Raw genomic sequence first — 18,024 nt, 5'->3', positions numbered from 1 at the left:
TCTCGATCAGACTGCGGTCACCGATGACGGGCCTCCTTCGTCGTGTGCGCCGGGATGCGGGACGACAGCGGGCGCCGGCCCGGCGGGCGCTCCCAGCGCCATGCCTCCGACGTGCATCACCTCACTGCCCGACCCGGCCAGGAACGGCGCCGTGACGGGCGCTTCGAGTGCACCGATGGGGCAGGCGCCGAGCCCGAGATCGGCCGCGGTCAGGCACAGCGTCTGCATCAGACATCCGGTGTCGCGGTAGACGAGGCTGAGCGTCATGCCGCCGTACTTCCATGACGTACGGGTCACGTGGGAGGCGAAGTACAGGCTGACGGGCGGGGCTTGGTCCATCCGTCCCGGCACGGTGACCAGCCGGTCGACGAGCTCTTCGAGATGCGCGTCCCACCCGCCGCGGCGCTCCAGCGTGTGCCCGAAGGGGTCGTAGTGGTGGACGCCGGGCTCGAGGCCGTCGACGGACCTGGCCAGGACGTAGATCTCCAGGCTGTGCCGACCGCCCCCGGAAGGGGATGGCCGCTGGGTCTGCTGGTGCTCCAGTGGCGACAGGTGGCCCCGCACGCGCGCCGCGCGCCCCAGCAGTGTTCCGAGGAGGTGGAGCGGCACCGGCTCGCTCGTGAACTCGCGCAGACTGCGCCGCTGGGCGAGCACGGTTTCGAAGGGGTGGGTCGGCGCCGGGGCCGGCGGGTCGGGCAGCCGCGTGACGGTTTCCGGCGTGGCCGGTGCCGGTATGCGGGCCGGGGGTGGCGTGCCCGGCAGGGAGTCGATGTCCGGGGGCACCATCGAGGCCTCCCGATGTGCGGCGCTCTGGTGCGGGCTGCAGCCGCCGGGATGATCGGGCGGGCTGTCGCGCGCGGCAGACACGGTGACGAGACCGGCCAGCTCCGCCGCCTCCAACACCTCTTGTAATCGGGCGAGTTGTGGAGCATCGGGCCACCGGCGGTGCAGCTCCTCGGCGGTGGTGGGGGCGCCCAGTCGGGACAGGACGCGCAGCGTGAGTTCGGGGTCGCCGGACGGGTCCGGCCAGGGACATCGGCGGCCGCTGCGCGCGTCGATCAGGAGGACGGGATGGCCCGCCGGATCCTCCTCGTCGGACGCCCACTCCATCAGGAGGTCCGGGTCGCGTTGATAAAGGAGCGGATCACTCATGCAGTCCGTATGCCTCACAAAAAACGGTACGGAACATGCACACGCCACATTCGGTATAAGTGTGACGATCGCACTTTCGGTGGGCTTTATCCGACTCGGGGGCCGGCGGTGAGGCAGCGGCCGTGCCCCGAGCGGCGAACTATTCGGCCCCTGCGCTCGGCACCAGGTTCGACGCCGACGCCTTGATCAGGTCCAGGGCCTGCGCCACCACCGGGTGCCGGGCGCCGCCCTTGCGGGTGGCGGCGAGGATGCGGCGGGCGGGGGCGGGTTCGCCGGAGAGGGGGATGCGGGCCACGGGCCATTCGGTGTTGATGCGGGCCAGGCGCGGCACCAGGATCACGCCCAGGCCGTGCGCCACCATCGCCGTGCCGGTGTCCCACTCGTCGGACTGGTGGCCCATGTCGGGCATGAAGCCGGCGGCCATGCACGCGGTGACCAGAAGGTCGTGGTACGTGGTGCCCGGTGTGCCCACGATCCAGGTCTCGCGGGCCGCGTCCGCCAGGACCACCCGCTCGCGCGCCGCCAGCGGATGGTCGGCCGGGACGACCAGGTCGAGCGGGTCGTCGAGGAGCGGCTGCTGTTCGAAGCGCTCGTCGGTCAGCGGCGGCGAGTCGGCCGTCACGACGACCAGGCCGAGGTCGGCCTCGCCCGTGAGCAACAGCTCGAAGCAGCGCGCCGGCTCCGCCTCCACCAGGCGGACCCCCAGCTGCGGATGCCGATCGCGCAGGGTCGCCGCGGTGGACGGCAGCAGACGCGTCGCGGCCGTCGAGAAGCCGCAGAGCGTGAACGAGCCGGTCTGAACGTCGGCCATCGCCGCGAGGTCACTGCGCGCCCGCTCCCACTGCGCCTCCAGGACGGCCGCGTGCTGGAGCAGCGTACGGGCGGCGGCGGTCAGCTTGATGCCTCGGCCCGCGGGCTCGAGGAGCACCACGCCGACCTGCTCGGCCAGCTGCCTCAGCTGGTACGAGACCGTCGACGGCTTGAGCCCCGTGGCCTCGGCGGCCGCGGTCACGCCCCCGTGCGCCTCGACCATCTGCAGCACCTTGAGCTTGGGATCGATCATTCGACCATCTTGCACGGTCACATGCAAGATCGTGTAATTGTGTCGATGGGTTAGCGGTGACACCCTGCGGTGGTGTTGATCCGCTTTATCGCCCGGGCCACGGCAGGCCTGTTTCTCGCAGTCGTACCCGCAGTCCTGATCGCCTCGGAGCAGAGCGATCCGGCCGTCGTCTGTTGTATGCCGTTGTCCGTTCTCGTGTGCTCGGCGCTCGCGCGGCCGCTCGCCGCGGAATGCGGCAGCCGCCCCGTCCAATTCGCGGGCCTGACCGCCCTGTTGGCGAGCCTGTCCGTGGTGTCGTTGACGGCTGGGCAATGGTCGGCCGGGATGTCGGTCTGGCCGACCGTGGCCGCCTCCGTGTTCGCCGGATTCGGTCACGGTCTCGCCCGCGGCGGAGCGGGCGCCGCCCTCGGCGTGCGCGCACCCACCGTCTCTTACCTGAGCTTCGGCCTGCCGGTCGTCGCCACGGGTCTGCTCACGCTCCTGTGTTCGGCGGCGACGGCGACAGCCCTGGTGGCCTCGGTGGTGGCGCTGCTCGTCTTTCCGGCGACTGGCGCCGCCCTCGGGACCGGCCGCGCCGGGCGCCGCCCGGATCGGCGCATTCATTGGATCGACCTGAACCACCTGTGCGGGAATCCCACCCGCAGTACCGCGCAATTCTGAGGAGTAGTACGTGCCAGCCGCGCACACCGTTTCCGAGCTTCCCGATACAAGGGCGGCCTCGGCCGGCGAAACATTGGTCACCGACCCCAAGGTGACCAGAAGGGCCGTCGGCGCCGCAGCCATCGGAAACATCACCGAGTGGTTCGACTTCGGCGTCTTCGCCAATCTGACCCCGGTACTCACCGCGGTGTTCTTCACCGGCGCGAGCCCGGCCGTCGGCACGATCGGAACCCTCGGCCTGTTCGCGGTCGCCTTCCTGGTCCGCCCGATCGGCGGCATGTTCTTCGGCCCGCTCGGCGACCGGATCGGCCGCACCAAGGTGCTGTCGATCACGGTCATCATGATGGCCATCGGCACGTTCGTGATCGCGTTCATCCCCGGCTACGAGACATGGGGCCCCGCCGCCCCGCTGCTGATGCTGCTCGCCCGCCTCGTGCAGGGCTTCTCGACCGGCGGCGAGTACGGCGGCGCGATGACGTTCATCGCCGAGTACGCCCCCGACAAGAAGCGCGGATTCCTCGGCAGCTGGCTGGAGTTCGGCACGCTGACCGGCTATCTCCTCGGCGGCGTCGCCGGCCTGGTCATCCAGCTGCCGGGCGTCATGTCGCACGAGGACCTGCTGTCCTGGGGCTGGCGCATTCCGTTCCTGATCTCCGGGCCGATCGGCATCATCGGGCTCTACCTCCGCCTCAAGCTGGAGGACACCCCCGCGTTCAAGGCCGTCGTGGCCGAGCAGCAGGGCCGTGAGGGCAATCAGACCCTCAAGGAGATCCGTCGGGTCTTCACCGACCACTGGCGGCCCATGCTGATCTGCATGGGTCTGGTGCTCGTCTTCAACGTCACCAACTACATGCTCACGACGTACATGCTGGAGTACATCGACAAGTTCGCCCCGTCGGTGAGCCCCACCTGGGCGCAGCTCCTGGAGATCTCGGTGCTCGCCGTCGGCATGCTGCTCATCACCTTCGTCGGCCGGCTCTCGGACCGCATCGGGCGCAAGCCGGTGCTGTACTTCGGCTGCGGCATGCTGATCGTGCTCGGCGTTCCTTCCGTGCTGCTGATCCAGCAGAACACCCTGATGTCGGTCTTCTTCGGCCTGGTGCTGATGTCGATGATGCTGCTCTGCTTCAACAGCACCATCCCCTCCACGCTTCCGGCGCTGTTCCCGACGGACATCCGCTACGGCGGTCTGTCGATCGCGTTCAACCTCTCGGTCTCGCTGTTCGGTGGCACGACCGCCGTCGTCAACGCCCTTCTGGTGGAGGCCACCGGCGACGTCAACGTGCCCGGGTACTACCTGATGGCGGCGGGCGCGATCGGCGCCGTCGCCGCCTACTTCGCGGCGGAGTCCGCGGGGCGGCCGCTGCCGGGTTCGGCCCCGGCGGTGGAGGCCCCGGCGGTGGAGGCCCGCGCCTGAGGCACGCCGTCGCTCATCACCCCGGTCACATATGTTGAAACTTGTGTGACCGGGGTTTTGACGTTGTCCGGATGATGTCGCGGGGCTGTCACAGGGGAACAAATGAGCGCATCGACATGCCTACGGTGTCGGTGTACCGGACAGCAAACCCCCACGGAATGGACCGCAGTGACTCGGCACACCACCTCCCGCCGCTTGCTCTTGGGCGTCTCCGCCTCCGCCCTCCTCACTGCCGCGTGCTCGCCGTCGTCCGACACCAAATCATCGGGATCGAAGACCTCGCCGTCGCAGTCACCGTCGGTCGAGGGCAAGGCAGCCGCGGCCGAGGGCAAGGTCCCGGGCGGCGCGCCCGACGGCGCCCTCGGCGTGAACTTCAACGAGGACCCCGCGGGCCTCGGCGCCACCCAACTGAAGGCACTCTCGGCCACCTGGGTGCGCGGCTTCGTCCCGATGACGCCGGGCGATCTCGACGGTGACGTCACGCAGCAGCGCGCCATCAAGGCGCTCCTGACCGCGCACGGTGACGGCCGCAAGACGATCCTCTCGCTCAAGTTCCCCTATGCGCTGGGGCCCACGAAGGGCCCGCTCCCCACGCCGGGCAGCGCCGAACTGAAGGATCTGCTGGCCCTCGTGAACCGGGTGCTGGCCGCAGTGCTCGGCAAGGTCGACATCCTCACGATCGGCAACGAGCCGTTCCTGGAGACGCTGCAGGAAGAGCGCAACAAGACGCTCAACGTGTTCTACGAGACGCTGGCCCGCCACGTCATCGAATACCGGGGGCAGCACGGCGGCGCGGGCTCCGGGACCAGCCTCTACATGGGCGCGCTCAACCACCTCGACGACCCGGCGGGCCGCACGCCCGCGACCGAGCGGTGGCTGCGGTTCGTCAACAAGACACCCGAGCTCGCCGGCGTCGACATCCACCCGCACGTCACGTCGCTGCAGAACGCCGCCAAGTACTTCAACTACGTGGTGCCGACCCTGCGTTCGGACCAGAAGTTCCTCGCCACGGAGTTCTCCCTGGTGCAGTTCTGGAAGGAGCACATGCACGACCCGGTGTCCCCGGCGTTCGCCAAGCGCTACAACGTGGACCCGGGCCGGAAGGTCTGGCAGGTGATCGGGGACGCCATCCAGCAGCCGTTCCCGCAGCCGAAGTGGAACGACTTCATCTCCATGACCCAGTGGTTCGACACCAGCAGGAACTACCTCACCGAGCAGATGAAGGCGTTCCGCGACACCGGGAAACTGGCGGTGGCGACCTACGGGGGCCTGCAGATCGAGTCGATGGCCTCGGGCTGGGACGCCAACAAGATGCCGTGGATCCTCAACCCCCTGTACGCCAACCGGACCGTGCGGCCGGGCGAGGGCGGCACCCTCGGCCGCAGCGTCTGGTTCGAGCAGTTCCGCGCGCTGCAGAAGACCGGCTGAGCGCGGCCGGTCAGCGCGCGACGGTCGGGGCGTGGCGCGACGCGTTGCCGACCACCGTGTTGCGCAGCGTTCCGAGGCGTTCCACCTCCACCTCCACCACGTCGCCGGGGTGCAGCAGCCACGGGGGCGTGCGCGCGTAGCCGACGCCGGAGGGTGTGCCGGTGGCCAGCAGGTCGCCGGGGCGGAGGGTGAACGTACGGGAGATGTGGGCGAGCGTGTCGCCGACGCCGTACACCATCTCGTCGGTGCGGCCGTCCTGGACGATCTCCCCGTTCACCCGGGTGACCACGCGCAACCCCTCGCGCAGGTCGCCGACTTCGGCGGCCGGGACCATCGGGCCGAGCGGGCCCGAGCGGTCGCCGTTCTTGCCGAGGATCCACTGCGAGGTGAGCTTCTGGGCGCGGCGCGCGGTGAGGTCGTTGAACGTGGAGTAGCCGACGACCGCGGCCAGCGCCTCCTCGGGGGTGGCGTCCACGAGCGGCGCCCCGACCCACGCGACGACCTCGCCCTCCCAGTCCAGGCCGTCCTCGCCGGACGGGACGGGGACGTCGGCGCCGTCGACAGTGAGCGACTGCGTCCAGCGGGCGAACAGCGTGGGGAACTCAGGCAGTTGAGTGTCGCGGAAGGTGCCCTCCGCCACGTGCTTCAGGTAGTTGAGGCCGATGCAGATGACGCGGGCGTCGGGGCGCACCGGGGGCACGAACGTCACGGTCGAGGCCGCGAGCGTCGGCCCGTCGGCGCCCGCCGCGAGATGTCCCGACGGGTCGGACCAGAACTCCTCCACCGGAGCCAGCACGGTCACCTCCCGCCCGTCGTCGGAGAGTTGGGCCACGTCCGTGCCCCTGTCCGAGCCCGGCTGCCGGATACCCACTATGCGCATGCGCTGCTCCCACATCGGAGGAAACCTCCAATCCCTTTAAAGGTTCGGAGGTTTGTGCTTCGATGGCGACTATGCCTGACGAACCAGCGGCCCGACAAGCGCTCATCGGCGGCCTGGGCGCCGCGCCCCGTCGTACGCGGGCCGAGCAGCTCGCCGCCGACCTCGATGCCCGCATCCGCGCGCTCGGCCTCCGCGCCGGCGACCCCGTGGGCACCCTCGACTCCCTTCGGGAGGAGACGGGTTACGCGTATTCGACGGTCAGCGAGGCGGTGCGGATCCTGCGCGACCGCGGGGTGCTGCAGATCCGTCCCGGCCGGGGCGGCGGCCTCTTCGTCGCCGACCGGGGCCCGGTGGTACGCCTGCGCCACACCTTGCTCGACGTACGGGACGAGCCGGAGACGGTCGCCGACGCCATCGAACTCCGCGACCACCTGGAGGTGTTGGTCGACATCGGCGCCGCCCGCTGCCGCGCCGACGAGGACGTCGCCGAGCTGCGTACGCTCCTGGAGGGGATGCGCGCGGCGCCGGACTGGGACGCGTTCATGCGGGCCAACTGGGCGCTGCACGAACGGATCGCCGCGATCTGCCCCAACCGGATGGCCGCCGCCGTCTACACCGGAACGCTCGGCCACCTCAACGCCTCCGCCTCCTCCCGGCTCGACGACGACACGGAGGCCTCGCAACGGTACCGGGCCGAGCGGTGCGGGGCGCACGAGGACCTCGTCGAGGCCATCGCCGCGGGCGACGAGTCCGCCGTGCGCGCGGCCGTGGCCCGCCACAACACCACCAGCTAGGGCCTGTCCGGGAGGAACGCCTCATGTCATCCGCCGCGTACCGCGAGTACCTCTTTCCGCCGGACCACCCGCGCATCCAGGAGCTCAAGGGCCTTGACCCGTACTCCTATCGGGAGGTCGCGCGGGCCGAGGGCACCTTCACGGGTGAGCTGATCCGCGGCTGGACGCCGCTCTACAAGAACGACTTCCGGGGCATCACGGAGAACGGCTCGCTGCGCGAAGGCCTCCATCTGCTCGAACCGGCGAAGCCGGGCGAGGAGGCACCGGTCGGCGACATGGTCTCCGCGGCAAGGGAGTTGCTCGACACACTGGACGCGGAGAGCCGGGACCGGATCTGCCACGCGGTGGACGCGGTGGAGTGGCAGACATGGGCCAACCCGGAGTTCATGCAGTTCGACACGGGCCTGCGGCTCGAGTTCCAGCCGCCCGAGGTGCGCCGCGCGGCCCTCACCCTCGTACGGGAGTCCCTCAGCGCGGAGGGGTACGACGAGGTCCGCACGATGATGCGGATCAACGGCTTCCTCGGTGAGGCCGTCGACCTCGAGAACATCCTGGGCGAGTTCAGCTACAACATCGCCCTGTACGGCACCCCCGACGAACACGCCCCGTGGGGATGGCAGCTCTTCGGCCACCACTGCGCCGTCAACTGCCTTGTTGTGGAGGGCCGTTCGACCGTCGGTCCGGTCTTCCTCGGCGCGGAGCCCAACGAGATCGACGCCGGGCCGCACGCCGCGACGACCGCCTTCACCGAACGTATCTCGCTGGGCCGACAGGTCATGGCGGCACTCACCACAGAACTGCGCGCCGCGGCGACCGTGTACGAGCGGATGGTCGACCCGGGCATGCCGGAGGGCCGGGTGCACCCCGGTGACGAGCGACATCTCGCGGGCGCCTTCCAGGACAACCGCGTGATCCCTTTCGAGGGAGTATGTGTGCGTGAAATACCCTCCGCCGCACGCGAGTTGGTGATGGCGACCGTGGAGGAGTTCCTCAAGCTTCTGCCGCCCGGCCCCCGCGCCGCGCGGATGCGGGAGGTGCGCGCGCACCTGGACGACACATGGTTCTCCTGGATCGGCGGCCACGGCCCCGACGACGTCTTCTACTACCGCGTCCAGTCCCCCGTGGTCATCGCCGAACTCGACCACCACTGCGGGGTGTTCCTCGACTACGACTCCCCCAAGCCGTTCCACGTCCACACCGTGCTGCGCACACCGCACGGCAACGACTACGGACGCAGTTGGGTGCGACAGTGGCAACAGGGGCGTCACCGGTGACCGAGGAGGACGCTCGATGACACGCACCACTGGCGCACGTGCGGCCACAGCACTCGGTCTGGCCATGCTCTGCATCGAGGGATACGACCTCTTCATCCTCGGCGCGGTCGGCCCCTCCCTCCTCAACCACCCCGGCTGGGACGTCACCAAGTCCACGCTCGGCCTGCTGGGCAGCCTCACCGCGCTCGGAATGCCCATCGGTTCCGTCGCGGCGGGCTGGGCCGGGGACCTGTACGGGCGGCGGCGACCGATGGTCATCAGTCTGGCCTGGCTCTCCGTCTGGATGCTGCTGAGCGCGGTCGCCGGGACGCTCGGCCTCTTCGCCGCGACCCGCTTCGCCACCGGCATCGGCCTGGGGGCGCTCATCCCGCTGGTCACCGCGTACGTGAGTGAATCGGCGACGCCCGCACGCCGCAACCTGCAAGTCGGCACCGCGCTGACCGGCCTCGCCTTCGGAGGCATCATCACGGGTGTCCTCGGCCGCGCGCTGCTGCCCGCGTGGGACTTCCACTCCCTGTTCCTCTTCGGTGTCTTCCCGCTCGTGCTCATACCGGTGGTGTGGCGGCTCGTCCCTGCGTCGGTGCCGTCGGCGGCCGGTGGGGAGCGGCCTGCCTCCGCCAACCGCCTGGGCGAGATCCTCGTCGCCCGGCACCGCAGGGCGACACTCCTCTTCTGGGCGGCCACCTTCACCGGCCTCGTCCTCGTCTACGGTGCGGGCACGTGGCTGCCGACCCTGATGGTCAAGAACGGCTACGACCTCAGCTCGTCCCTCGAGTTCTCCATCGCGTTCAACGCGGGCGCGGTGCTGGGCACGTTGGCCGCCGTTCTGTTCGCCGACCGCGGCCTCCTCAAGGCCGCCACGGTGGCGAGCTTCGTCCTCGCCGCACTCGCCATGATCACGTTGAGCACTCCGCAGCCCCGCCCCGTGCTGCTGCTCGCGTCCGCGGTCGCGGGGCTCGGCGCCCTGGGCACGCAGAACCTGGTCAACATCGCCGTCGCCCACTACTACCCGCCCCACCTGCGCGGCACCGGCCTCGGGTTCAGTCTCGGGGTCGGCCGCATCGGCGCCGTGGTGGGACCGAGCTACCTGGGCGCGGTCACCGTCCTGTTCGCCTGGCCCAAGGCCGGCTTCTACGCGTTCGTGGTTCCGGCACTGCTGGGGGCGGGGTTGGCGGCGATGTTCAAGGGCACCTCACGCCGCTCCGAGGCAGCCACCCCAGCCCGCGCGACACCGCGAGCCCGCTGGCGATGACCGCGGGCCGCACCGCCCGCAGATCCGCCGTGCCGGCCCGTACGACGACGCCGAGCGCGGCGACCACCGCACCGTCGGCGTCGAGGACGCGGGTGGCCACGGAGTCCACGCCGGGCGAGGTCTCCCCGTGCACCGTGGCCGCCCCGCTCTCGCGCACCTCGGCGAGCTCGGCGCGCAGCCGTTCGGGCTCGGTGAGCGTCCGCGGAGTAGGCGCCGGGAGCCCGTCCCGTACCAGTACGTCGATGAGTTCGGGTGCCGCGTGGGCGAGGAGCACCTTGCCCACGCCCGAGCTGTGCAGGGGCAGCCGCCCGCCGGGCCGGAACTCGACGTCGACCGCGCGCTCGGCCGAGAGCCGCTCGACGAGCACCGCCGACGTACCGTCAAGGACCGCGATCTGCACGTGCTGACGCAGCGCGGCGTGCAGGTCCTCCATGTACGGCAGCGCGACCGTGCGCAGCGGAAGGCTCAGCGGCGCCAGCGTGCCCAGCTCCCACATGCGGATCCCCACCGTGAACGTGCCGTCCCGCGCCCGGTCGAGGGCGCCGGCCTCGACGAGCTCGAGGGCGAGCCGGCGCACCGAGGCGTGCGGAAGACCGGTGGCACGGGTCAACTCGGCCAAGGTGAGCCGGGAACGGCCGGCACGGAAGGCGAAGAGGACGTCGAGCAGACGCGCACTCACGCTGCGCCCGGGCTGCCCGGTACGAGACATCCACCCCTCCTTCTCCCTCTACGCATGGGTAGTTGACGCCGATGTTCGCTCAATGAACATAGCGGTTACGCCGGTTGGCGGGGAGGGCGAGGATCCCCAGGGTGCCGCGAAGACAACGACGTACGCGGCGGAGTCCAGGAGGAAGCCAGTGCGCAACAAGCAGCAGGCAGGACCGCGGATCGCGATCGTGGGCGGTGGCATCGGCGGCATGGCGGCCGCGGCCTTCCTCCACCGCGCCGGACTGGACGTGACCGTCCACGAGCAGGCGGCCGCGCTCACCGAGGTCGGCGCGGGCCTGGTGCTCGCGCCCAACGCGGTGCGGCCGCTGCGCGCGCTGGGCGTGGCGGAATCCGCGCTGCGCCGGGCCGTACCCCTGGACTGGGGCTGGGAGTTCCGCCGCTGGGAGGACGGCACGGTGCTGTCCGCGGAACGCCTCGACGGGGTGTGCGAGCGCCTCTACGGGGAGCGCACGTACACCGCGCACCGCGCCCACCTGCTCGACGCGCTCAGGTCGGCGGTGCCGGACGAGGCGGTGCGGCTCGGGGCGCGCTGCACGTCCGTCGAACCGCATGCCGACGGCGTACGCCTGACCTTCGCCGACGGCACCCGCACCGACGCCGACCTGGTGATCGGCGCGGACGGCATGCACTCCCTCGTCCGCGAGACGGTCGCCGAACCGGAGCGCCCCCGCTTCTCGGGCCTGTGCGCCTTCCGTACGGTGGTCCCCGCCGCGGCGGCCCCCTCCTTCGCCCTCCGCCGCGCGCAGACGCTGTGGCTGGGCCCCGGCCATCACTTCGTGCACTATCCGATCTCCGCCGGCGCGGGCGTGAACGTGGTCGCGTTCGCCCCGGCGACGGACGAGACGGAGGAGTCGTGGAGCGCGACGGCCACGGTCGAGGAGTTCCACGCGGAGTTCGCCGACTGGGACGACCGGGTGACCACCCTCATCAAGTCCGGTTCCCTGCCCGGCCGTTGGGCCTTGTACGACCGCCCGCCGCTGCCCTCGTGGACCCGGGGCCGCATGACCCTGCTCGGCGACGCCGCGCATGCGATGTTCCCGTTCTACGGCCAGGGGGCCGCGCAGGCGCTGGAGGACGCGGCGGTCCTGGCCCGCTGTCTCGCCACCGACCCCGACACCCCGGACCGGGCCCTCGCCCGCTACGAGTCGGAACGCCTCCCGCGCACCACCCGCCTCCAACAGGCGAGCCACGCCCGCGCCGACGCCAACCACCTGCCGGACGGCCCGGAGCAGCGGGCCCGGGATGCGGCGCTCGGGGACGCGGATCCGTTGGTGGGGAGTGGGTGGATATACGGGTACGACGCGTCGGCGCTTGCCGTGTAGCGCCCCACCGTGCAGGGTTCTCTGGCCGACGACGTCCATGAACACGAAGGGGAGTTGACTGTGGCGATCGATCCGAAGGGTGCCGATCTCAAGCGACTGCTGGCCGAGGATCCCGGCGGCCCCGTCGTGATGCTCAACCTGCTGCGCTTCGCACCGGACGGCCGGGCGCTCTACCAGGAGTACGCCCGCCGCGTGGAGGAGGTGTTCCTGCCGCGCTACGGCGGAGAGGTCCTCTACTCCGGCTCGGGCGAAACCCCGCTGGTCGCCGAGACCGGCCAGGCCTGGGACGCGGTGCTGCTCGTGCGCTACCCGAGCCGCGAGGCCTTCAGTCGCATGGTGTCCGACCCGGAGTACCAGGAGGTCACCGGGCTGCGTACGCGGGCGTTGAGCGAGGCGGTCTTGCAGCCGTTGTCGGGTGGAGCGTGACGCCCGCGGGGCGTCACCGCGACGCCTTCCCCGGCGCCAGGTCGGCGAGGAGTTCGTCCAGCACGGCCTCCTCTTCGACGCGTACACCCATCTCGGCCAGCGCACCCGGCAGTTCGGGGTCCCAGGGTGCGGCGGCGGGGGCGCCGGTCAAGAGTTCCGCGCCGGTCAGACCGGTGGCGGCGCGGCGATAGTCCGCGGCCGTGTAGCGCCAGGGACGCCACGCGATGTGCCGGGCGAGGGTGGCCGCAATCCGGAGGCCGCCCCAGTCGAAGTCGCCGTGGTAGCGGAAGCCGACATCCGGGTCCGGGTCTTCGGTGCGCATCCCCGCCAGCAGCGTGAGTGCGGCCGTCGATGGCTGTCCCTGCAGGCACACCAAGGGCGGACAGAACGGGCCGTACTCCTCGGCCGCCGCGGACAGGACGGCCGGGTTCTCGCAGATGTACACCGGGCCGGCCACCTCGATGTGGTGCCCACGCGCCAGTTGCCGGAGTGTCAGGACAGCCGGTTCCCCCGTATCGGCGAGCCAGTCCAGGGCCGGGGTACCCCGCAGGTTGAGGGTGAGGACGGTGGAGGAGAGGTCATCGCGCAGCAGTCCGGCGGACGCCCACGCCTCTCGCCGCCACCGGGAACCGCTGCCGTCCGGGAACCCGGTGAGCGCACGGACACCGGACAGGACGAGGGTCGCCAGCGGAGTCCCGTCGTCCAAGGCATGGGCGGATCCGAGCACGCGGGCCGCATAGGCCGGTAGGGAAACGGGCGGGGCAGCGGGCAGGTGGCGCAGCGCCTGCACCGCGTCCGCCACGAGTGCGCGCGCCGTGTCCGGGTCGCCGGACAGCCGTCGCACGAGGCCGCTGCGGGGCAACTGCTCCGTCCAGGAGCGAAGTTCAGTGGGCGCGCCTGCCGCGGCCACCAGATCGTCCAGCGGCCCGTACGCCGATCGCCAGGCCCGCTCCTCGCGCATCCGGGTGGCGGCGAGTGAAGTGACGGCGCCGGTGAGTGCGACGACGGCCGGAGCAAGGCCGCCCGGGCTGGCTCCGGAACGTCGCAGGAGCGCGTCGACGACATCGAGGCGCACGCTGAGGCTGCGCCCGCCGACCCGCGGCGGACGCCCCAAGAGCCGCTCCGCTGCGGCCTGTTGAGCGGGGGTGGGGGCGGTCAGGCTGACGCTCCCGGTGAGGAGCTCGTCCCGTTCGAGGCGCCGCCGCGCACGGTCGAGCAGCCAGGCCAGATCGGGATCGCCAAGCAGGCGTCGCAGGCGGGGGCCATCGACGGGAGGTGCAGCCTGCCCGTCCGGAGCGGGCGCTGCCCAAGTGGGCCCGGGCGGCGCCGAAAAGCTCGACTCCGGCCCCAGCTCCTGGCCCTGCTGGTGCCGTGGCTGCTCGCTCAGTCCCACAGCGACTCCTGGGCCGCATCGGCGTCGACTGCCCCGACAAATCCGCCGCTGTACTCGGAGGCTTTGGGCCCTCCCGGTACGGCCCGGGGGCCAGGCACGACGGGTATGAGCGCCGCGCGCGGGTCCGGGCCTCTCTCCCGCCGCGCGCCGTTCCACTCCCACCGACTGACCAGCACGGCGGCGACCTCGTCGATCCTGGACAGCTGCGCGATGGCGACGCCCGGCACCTGCGGATAGCACGCCCACTCGCGCTCGCTGGTCATCACCACGTCCAGGTCGAAGGCGTGCAGCAGACCGAGGCACTTGGCGCGCGAGTCGTCGTCGACGCCCGCGAACGCCTCGTCGAGTGTGACCAGACGCGGCGCCTGTGGATTGCTCGCCGTCTGGTAGTGCGAGGACGCGGCGGCGAACAGCGGCACCGACACGGCCAGGACACGTTCACCGCCGGAAGCGGGTCCGGTCGCCGGCACCCACTTGCCATGCTGGTGGCGCTCGATGCCGAACTCGTGCCAAGAGCGGTAGTCGAGCGCCTCGGTCAGGTACTCCAGCCAGCTTCCCGCACTGTCGCCCTCCTGCTGCGCCGCGATCTGTGTCTGGAGGAACTCGCCGACGGCGGCGCGGTCCTCGGTCGACCACGCGTCAGCAGACTGCCGCAGGAGTTCGCGGGCCCTGGCAAGCCCGGCCGGCGCCTTGCGGGACGGGCGCCACACCAGGCGCAGCCGCATACCTGTGGAGGTGGGCCGATCCTCGAGTTCGGCATTCATCGCCACCACCTGCCGCTCCGCAGCACCGATCAGCTCCTGCAGCGTTCCCGCGACCTCGGTGAGCAGGTATGTCTCCAGGATCTCGCGCTCGTGCGCGGACAGGATCCGCTGGAGTTCGGCCACCTCGGCGGTGAGCGCCCCGGCAAGCGCGGGCACGGCGCGTTCACGACCCTGGTACACGATGTCGACGACCATGCCGTCCTCGACCATCCGCGCCGACGCGGAGTGCCCGTGCCGGGAGAGGGCGTCCTGAAGTGCCTTGTACTCCTCGTTCAGGCGCTTCTGTACGCGCTCCCACGCCCCGTCCGAGCTGTCGACCGAGCCCAGTTCCTGCTCGACGGCGCGGGCGAGCGCGATCGCGGGAGTCGGCGCCCAGGGCCCGGAGTGCTGGTCGGGGACGTCGAGTTCGGGCAGCGCGACAATGAGCAGGCCGGTGCCGACGAACCTCTGGAACGCGGCGATGGCGTCCGCACGCTGGGCCGTGGCCGCCGTGATGTCCTCCTGGAGCTGCTCGATGCGGCCCTCGGCCTTGTCCGCGAGGCGCTGCGCGGTGGTGTGCGCCTCGCGCGCTCTCCGCTCGTCTTCTGCGCAGGTGCGCAGTGCGTCGGCGGTTTCGGCGAGGCGGCGCTCCAGATCGGCGACGGCGGCACCGACCGTGGAACGGAGGGTGAGGTGGCGTTCATCGGCGGCGGCTGCCAGGCGCACCGCCTCCTCGGCGCGCGAGGCGAACGCCTCGGCGCGCTCGGCAGCCTGTCCGGTCTCGGCCCGCTCCTCGGCCAACGCGCTCGCGGCCTCGCCGCGTTCGCGTAGCTCGGGCCAGAGAGCGGCGAGCACGAGGGCGTGGCCGGTGAGCCCCTGGCGCACGGCATCGAGTCCTTCACGGTCCGCGGGAAGCCCCAAGTCGGCCGCCGTGTCGTCGAGTTCGCGGTCCGCCGACTCGGCGTACTCGATGGCGCGAGCCAGTCGTCGGGCCTGCTCGGCGTGGCGCTCCCCGGCCCGCTGGGCGGCCGCTGCGGCCGTGCCGGCATGGGCGTAAGCCTGGCGCAGAGGTGCATCGTCGGGCAGCGCGGCGAGTTCGGTGTCGAGGGTCCGGCGGCGGGCCTGAACACGTCTGCCGGCTTCCTCGATGCGACTCAACTGCTCGCTCGTGTACTCCAATTCGGCAACGACGACGGCAATGCGCGCACGGCGCGCCGCCTCGCGGGCCCCCTCCCCCACGTACGCGGCGGCCGGCTTGGTCCAGCGGCCGGTGAGAGCACCGACACGGAAGCGGCCGTCGGCACTGACGGCCGTGAGAACGCCCGCGCTCTCAGCGGAGTCCTCGATGGCCCGCGCGTCCAGGGCGATGGAGCGCAGCAGTCGGTCGACCGCCGCTTCGGACACGGCGGTCGCGCCCGCGTCCGCGTGGTCGATCGCGGGCCGCAGCACGTCGGCGAGGGTCGGTCCGGCCAACGGGGCAGAGGCGCGTACGAGGACGTCCTCCGTGTCGACGGTGGTCATGGCGCTGCCGTCGGGCAGCACCCAGGCGTCGAGCAGCCCGGACGCCTCGAGAGCCGCTTCGAGTCCGGCTCGCGCGTCGGCGTCGAGCCCCGAGGCGTCCGCGCTGTCGTCACGAAAGTCGACGAGTCGCCACAGCGGGGCTCCCTGCCGCCCTTCCCGCACGCCGTCGCCACGTGTGTACGGCGCGGACGGCCCGCGCTGACCGCCCGCCTCCAACTGCTGGTGTTCACGACGTAGTTCGGATTCCGCCGAGCGCAGGGCCGCTTCCCTCTGCGCGTTGCCGGCCGCCGCGTCGGCCAGTTCGGCGGCACGCACACGCTGGGCGGCACCCACGGCGGCCCGGGCGGGCGACGGGCCGTTCAGGTGGCCGGTCCAGTCCTGGAGGCGGTCGAGCATCCCGGTCTGGTCGTCGACCATCAACTCCGTGCATTCGGCGAGGTGTCCGCGCACGGATTGAACGAGGTCCCGTCCGCGGTCCTCGGCCGCCGCGTCCGCCTCGGCTCTCAGCTCGGCGGTGTGGGTGACTTCCTCCTCCGTCTCGTCGGCGCGGTGCGCGGCCGCGAGCCGCTCGGCGGAAGCCTCTTCCACGCGTGTGGCGAGGGCGTCGACGTGCGCGACGGTGCGGTGACGCCGCTCCACCTCCCCCTCGGCGGCCTTGCGCAGCTCCGCGAGCGGCGCGCCGTCGACGCGGATGTCGGTGGTGATGCGGGCGGCCCGGGCCGTGTCCGTGGCGCGCGACAGGGTCTCGGCCACGCGCTCCTCGACAGCCCGAAGCCGGCCGGCGGCCGCGTTCTCCCGCTCGAGGGCACGCTGGTGCAGGGCCTCGGCCTCAGCGCGGTCGCGCGCCACTTGTGCGGCGTCGGCCGCCGTGCGGTGCGCGTCGGCGGCGGCCTGTTCCAGGGCGCGTGCGTCGCGCATTTCGGGGCCTTCGCGCAGCGCGGTGTCCTGCGCGGCAAGACGGGCGGCAGTCTCGTCGAGCACGGCGAGCCGCGCGGACGCCGCCTCGCGGGCCGTCTCCGCCGCCGCCTTCTCGGCCTGGTGCCGGTTCAGGTCGCGGTTGAGGGTCTCGTACCGCACGTGTTCCTCACGCGGGAGACGGGCACGACGGCGGGAGGCGACGCGGGCGTAGCGGCGGTAGTGGTCGAGGAAGGCGGTCGCGGCGCGCTCCGCCTCACCGGCGGCACGCAATTCGTCCTTCTCCTCGTCGAGGGACCGGAACGCCTCGGCGACGTCCGCGACGACGGCCTGATCCATCGGCGGCAGCGCCTCGGTCAACGCCCGTGACAGGGCCGCCTCGTTGGGCCGCTTGGACAGCTGCGGCTGGCGGAGCTGGACGAGCAGGTCGACAAGGGCGGTGTAGCGCTGTTCCCCCAGTCCGAACAGGGCCTCGTCGACGGCCCGCCGGTACGCCTTGGCCGTGTCGTGGACCATGCCGTGCCCGGCGACGGCCTCGGCGAGCCGCTCCCGGGACAGCGCGGTGCGGGTGGCGTCCAGCAGGTTCAGGTCGCGCCCGATGCGCTGGTCGGTGACGGCGAACCAGTGGCGGGCGATGCCGCGCCCGGCGACCGCCTTCAGGCCGCACAGGAGCGTGCGGAAGTGTGCCTCGCCCGTGGTCTCGTCGACGCGGCCGAACTCGATCCAGGTGTAGCCGAGCCGTTCGGAGTGCGGGTGCTCGCCGCCGAGCAGGAGGTTCCACTCCATGCGCTTGTGCGGGTCGCCGTCCGGTTCGACACGGCGTGCGGAAAGGTCGCCGTCCAGGAGGAACGGCAGTGTCAGGGCCAGGACCTTGGACTTTCCGGTGCCGTTGTTGCCGCGCAGCAAAAGCCGCCCGTCACGGAACCAGAACTCCTCGTCGTCGTAGTAGAAGAGGTCGACGAGCCCGATCCGCAGCGGCTTCCAGCGCCCAGGGGCCGGTTCGGGGAGGTCCTTGAGGGGCTGGCCGGCGGCCGGCGCGGCGGGGTCGGTCATGG

Annotated in this window: 14 protein-coding genes; 8 read left to right on the top strand and 6 right to left on the bottom strand. The window is 71.6% G+C overall.

Features of this window, described 5'->3' with window-relative positions:
• Positions 1-6: 6 nt before the first annotated feature.
• Together OG746_RS22590 and OG746_RS22585 are read right to left on the bottom strand one after the other, a co-directional pair.
• Positions 7-1,152 (bottom strand): SagB/ThcOx family dehydrogenase, encoded by a 1,146-nt coding sequence (locus OG746_RS22590; RefSeq protein ID WP_266717273.1) that lies wholly within the window; start codon positions 1,150-1,152, stop codon positions 7-9.
• Positions 1,153-1,291: 139 nt separating this feature from the next.
• A complete protein-coding gene (locus OG746_RS22585; protein WP_266717272.1) occupies positions 1,292-2,215 on the bottom strand; it encodes a LysR family transcriptional regulator in 924 nt (307 codons plus the stop codon).
• 72 nt (positions 2,216-2,287) lie between these two features.
• Here OG746_RS22585 and OG746_RS22580 point away from each other — a divergent pair, with 72 nt between their 5' ends.
• The 3 genes from OG746_RS22580 to OG746_RS22570 all read left to right on the top strand — a co-directional run bounded on the left by OG746_RS22580 (position 2,288) and on the right by OG746_RS22570 (position 5,720).
• Positions 2,288-2,875, top strand: a complete 588-nt coding sequence (locus OG746_RS22580) for a hypothetical protein (protein ID WP_266717271.1) — start codon at positions 2,288-2,290, stop codon at positions 2,873-2,875.
• A 91-nt stretch (positions 2,876-2,966) separates the two neighbouring features.
• Positions 2,967-4,292, top strand: coding sequence for an MFS transporter (locus OG746_RS22575; RefSeq protein WP_266717269.1), 1,326 nt, complete (start codon positions 2,967-2,969; stop codon positions 4,290-4,292).
• Between the two features lie 168 nt (positions 4,293-4,460).
• Positions 4,461-5,720 (top strand): hypothetical protein, encoded by a 1,260-nt coding sequence (locus OG746_RS22570; RefSeq protein WP_266717267.1) that lies wholly within the window; start codon positions 4,461-4,463, stop codon positions 5,718-5,720.
• Positions 5,721-5,730: 10 nt separating this feature from the next.
• Here OG746_RS22570 and OG746_RS22565 read toward each other — a convergent pair whose 3' ends face one another.
• The gene (locus OG746_RS22565) at positions 5,731-6,600 is read right to left on the bottom strand and encodes a fumarylacetoacetate hydrolase family protein (RefSeq protein WP_266717265.1); all 870 of its coding nucleotides are present in this window, start codon (positions 6,598-6,600) and stop codon (positions 5,731-5,733) included.
• Between the two features lie 71 nt (positions 6,601-6,671).
• Between OG746_RS22565 and OG746_RS22560 the strand changes: the two genes are divergently transcribed.
• From OG746_RS22560 to OG746_RS22550, 3 genes are read left to right on the top strand one after another with little or no spacing between them, the layout of a single operon-like run.
• Entirely contained in the window at positions 6,672-7,394 is a 723-nt protein-coding gene (locus tag OG746_RS22560) for a FadR/GntR family transcriptional regulator (RefSeq protein WP_266717263.1), read from the top strand.
• Positions 7,395-7,417: 23 nt separating this feature from the next.
• Entirely contained in the window at positions 7,418-8,668 is a 1,251-nt protein-coding gene (locus tag OG746_RS22555) for a DUF3500 domain-containing protein (protein ID WP_266717261.1), read from the top strand.
• A gap of 16 nt (positions 8,669-8,684) precedes the next feature.
• Positions 8,685-9,920, top strand: a complete 1,236-nt coding sequence (locus OG746_RS22550; protein ID WP_266717259.1) for an MFS transporter — start codon at positions 8,685-8,687, stop codon at positions 9,918-9,920.
• On the opposite strand, the gene OG746_RS22545 is transcribed toward OG746_RS22550, so the two are convergent.
• Entirely contained in the window at positions 9,850-10,629 is a 780-nt protein-coding gene (locus OG746_RS22545; RefSeq protein ID WP_266717257.1) for an IclR family transcriptional regulator, read from the bottom strand. The genes OG746_RS22550 and OG746_RS22545 overlap by 71 nt on opposite strands.
• 148 nt (positions 10,630-10,777) lie before the next feature.
• Here OG746_RS22545 and OG746_RS22540 point away from each other — a divergent pair, with 148 nt between their 5' ends.
• Positions 10,778-11,971, top strand: a complete 1,194-nt coding sequence (locus OG746_RS22540) for an FAD-dependent monooxygenase (RefSeq protein WP_266717255.1) — start codon at positions 10,778-10,780, stop codon at positions 11,969-11,971.
• Between the two features lie 9 nt (positions 11,972-11,980).
• Complete coding sequence (locus OG746_RS22535) at positions 11,981-12,397, top strand: DUF1330 domain-containing protein (RefSeq protein ID WP_266717253.1); 417 nt, start codon at positions 11,981-11,983, stop codon at positions 12,395-12,397.
• A gap of 13 nt (positions 12,398-12,410) precedes the next feature.
• On the opposite strand, the gene OG746_RS22530 is transcribed toward OG746_RS22535, so the two are convergent.
• Both OG746_RS22530 and OG746_RS22525 read right to left on the bottom strand, forming a co-directional pair.
• On the bottom strand, positions 12,411-13,790 hold the full coding sequence (locus tag OG746_RS22530; RefSeq protein ID WP_323179647.1) for a TIGR02679 family protein: 1,380 nt from the start codon (positions 13,788-13,790) through the stop codon (positions 12,411-12,413).
• Positions 13,781-18,022 (bottom strand): TIGR02680 family protein, encoded by a 4,242-nt coding sequence (locus OG746_RS22525; protein WP_266717251.1) that lies wholly within the window; start codon positions 18,020-18,022, stop codon positions 13,781-13,783. The genes OG746_RS22530 and OG746_RS22525 overlap by 10 nt, the downstream gene beginning before the upstream one ends.
• Positions 18,023-18,024 lie beyond the last annotated feature (2 nt).

This window comes from Streptomyces sp. NBC_01016, assembly GCF_026341035.1.
GTDB lineage: Bacteria > Actinomycetota > Actinomycetes > Streptomycetales > Streptomycetaceae > Streptomyces.
The sequence above is the reverse complement of the archived record's forward strand: the minus strand, read 5'-3'. Positions and strand labels throughout refer to the sequence as shown.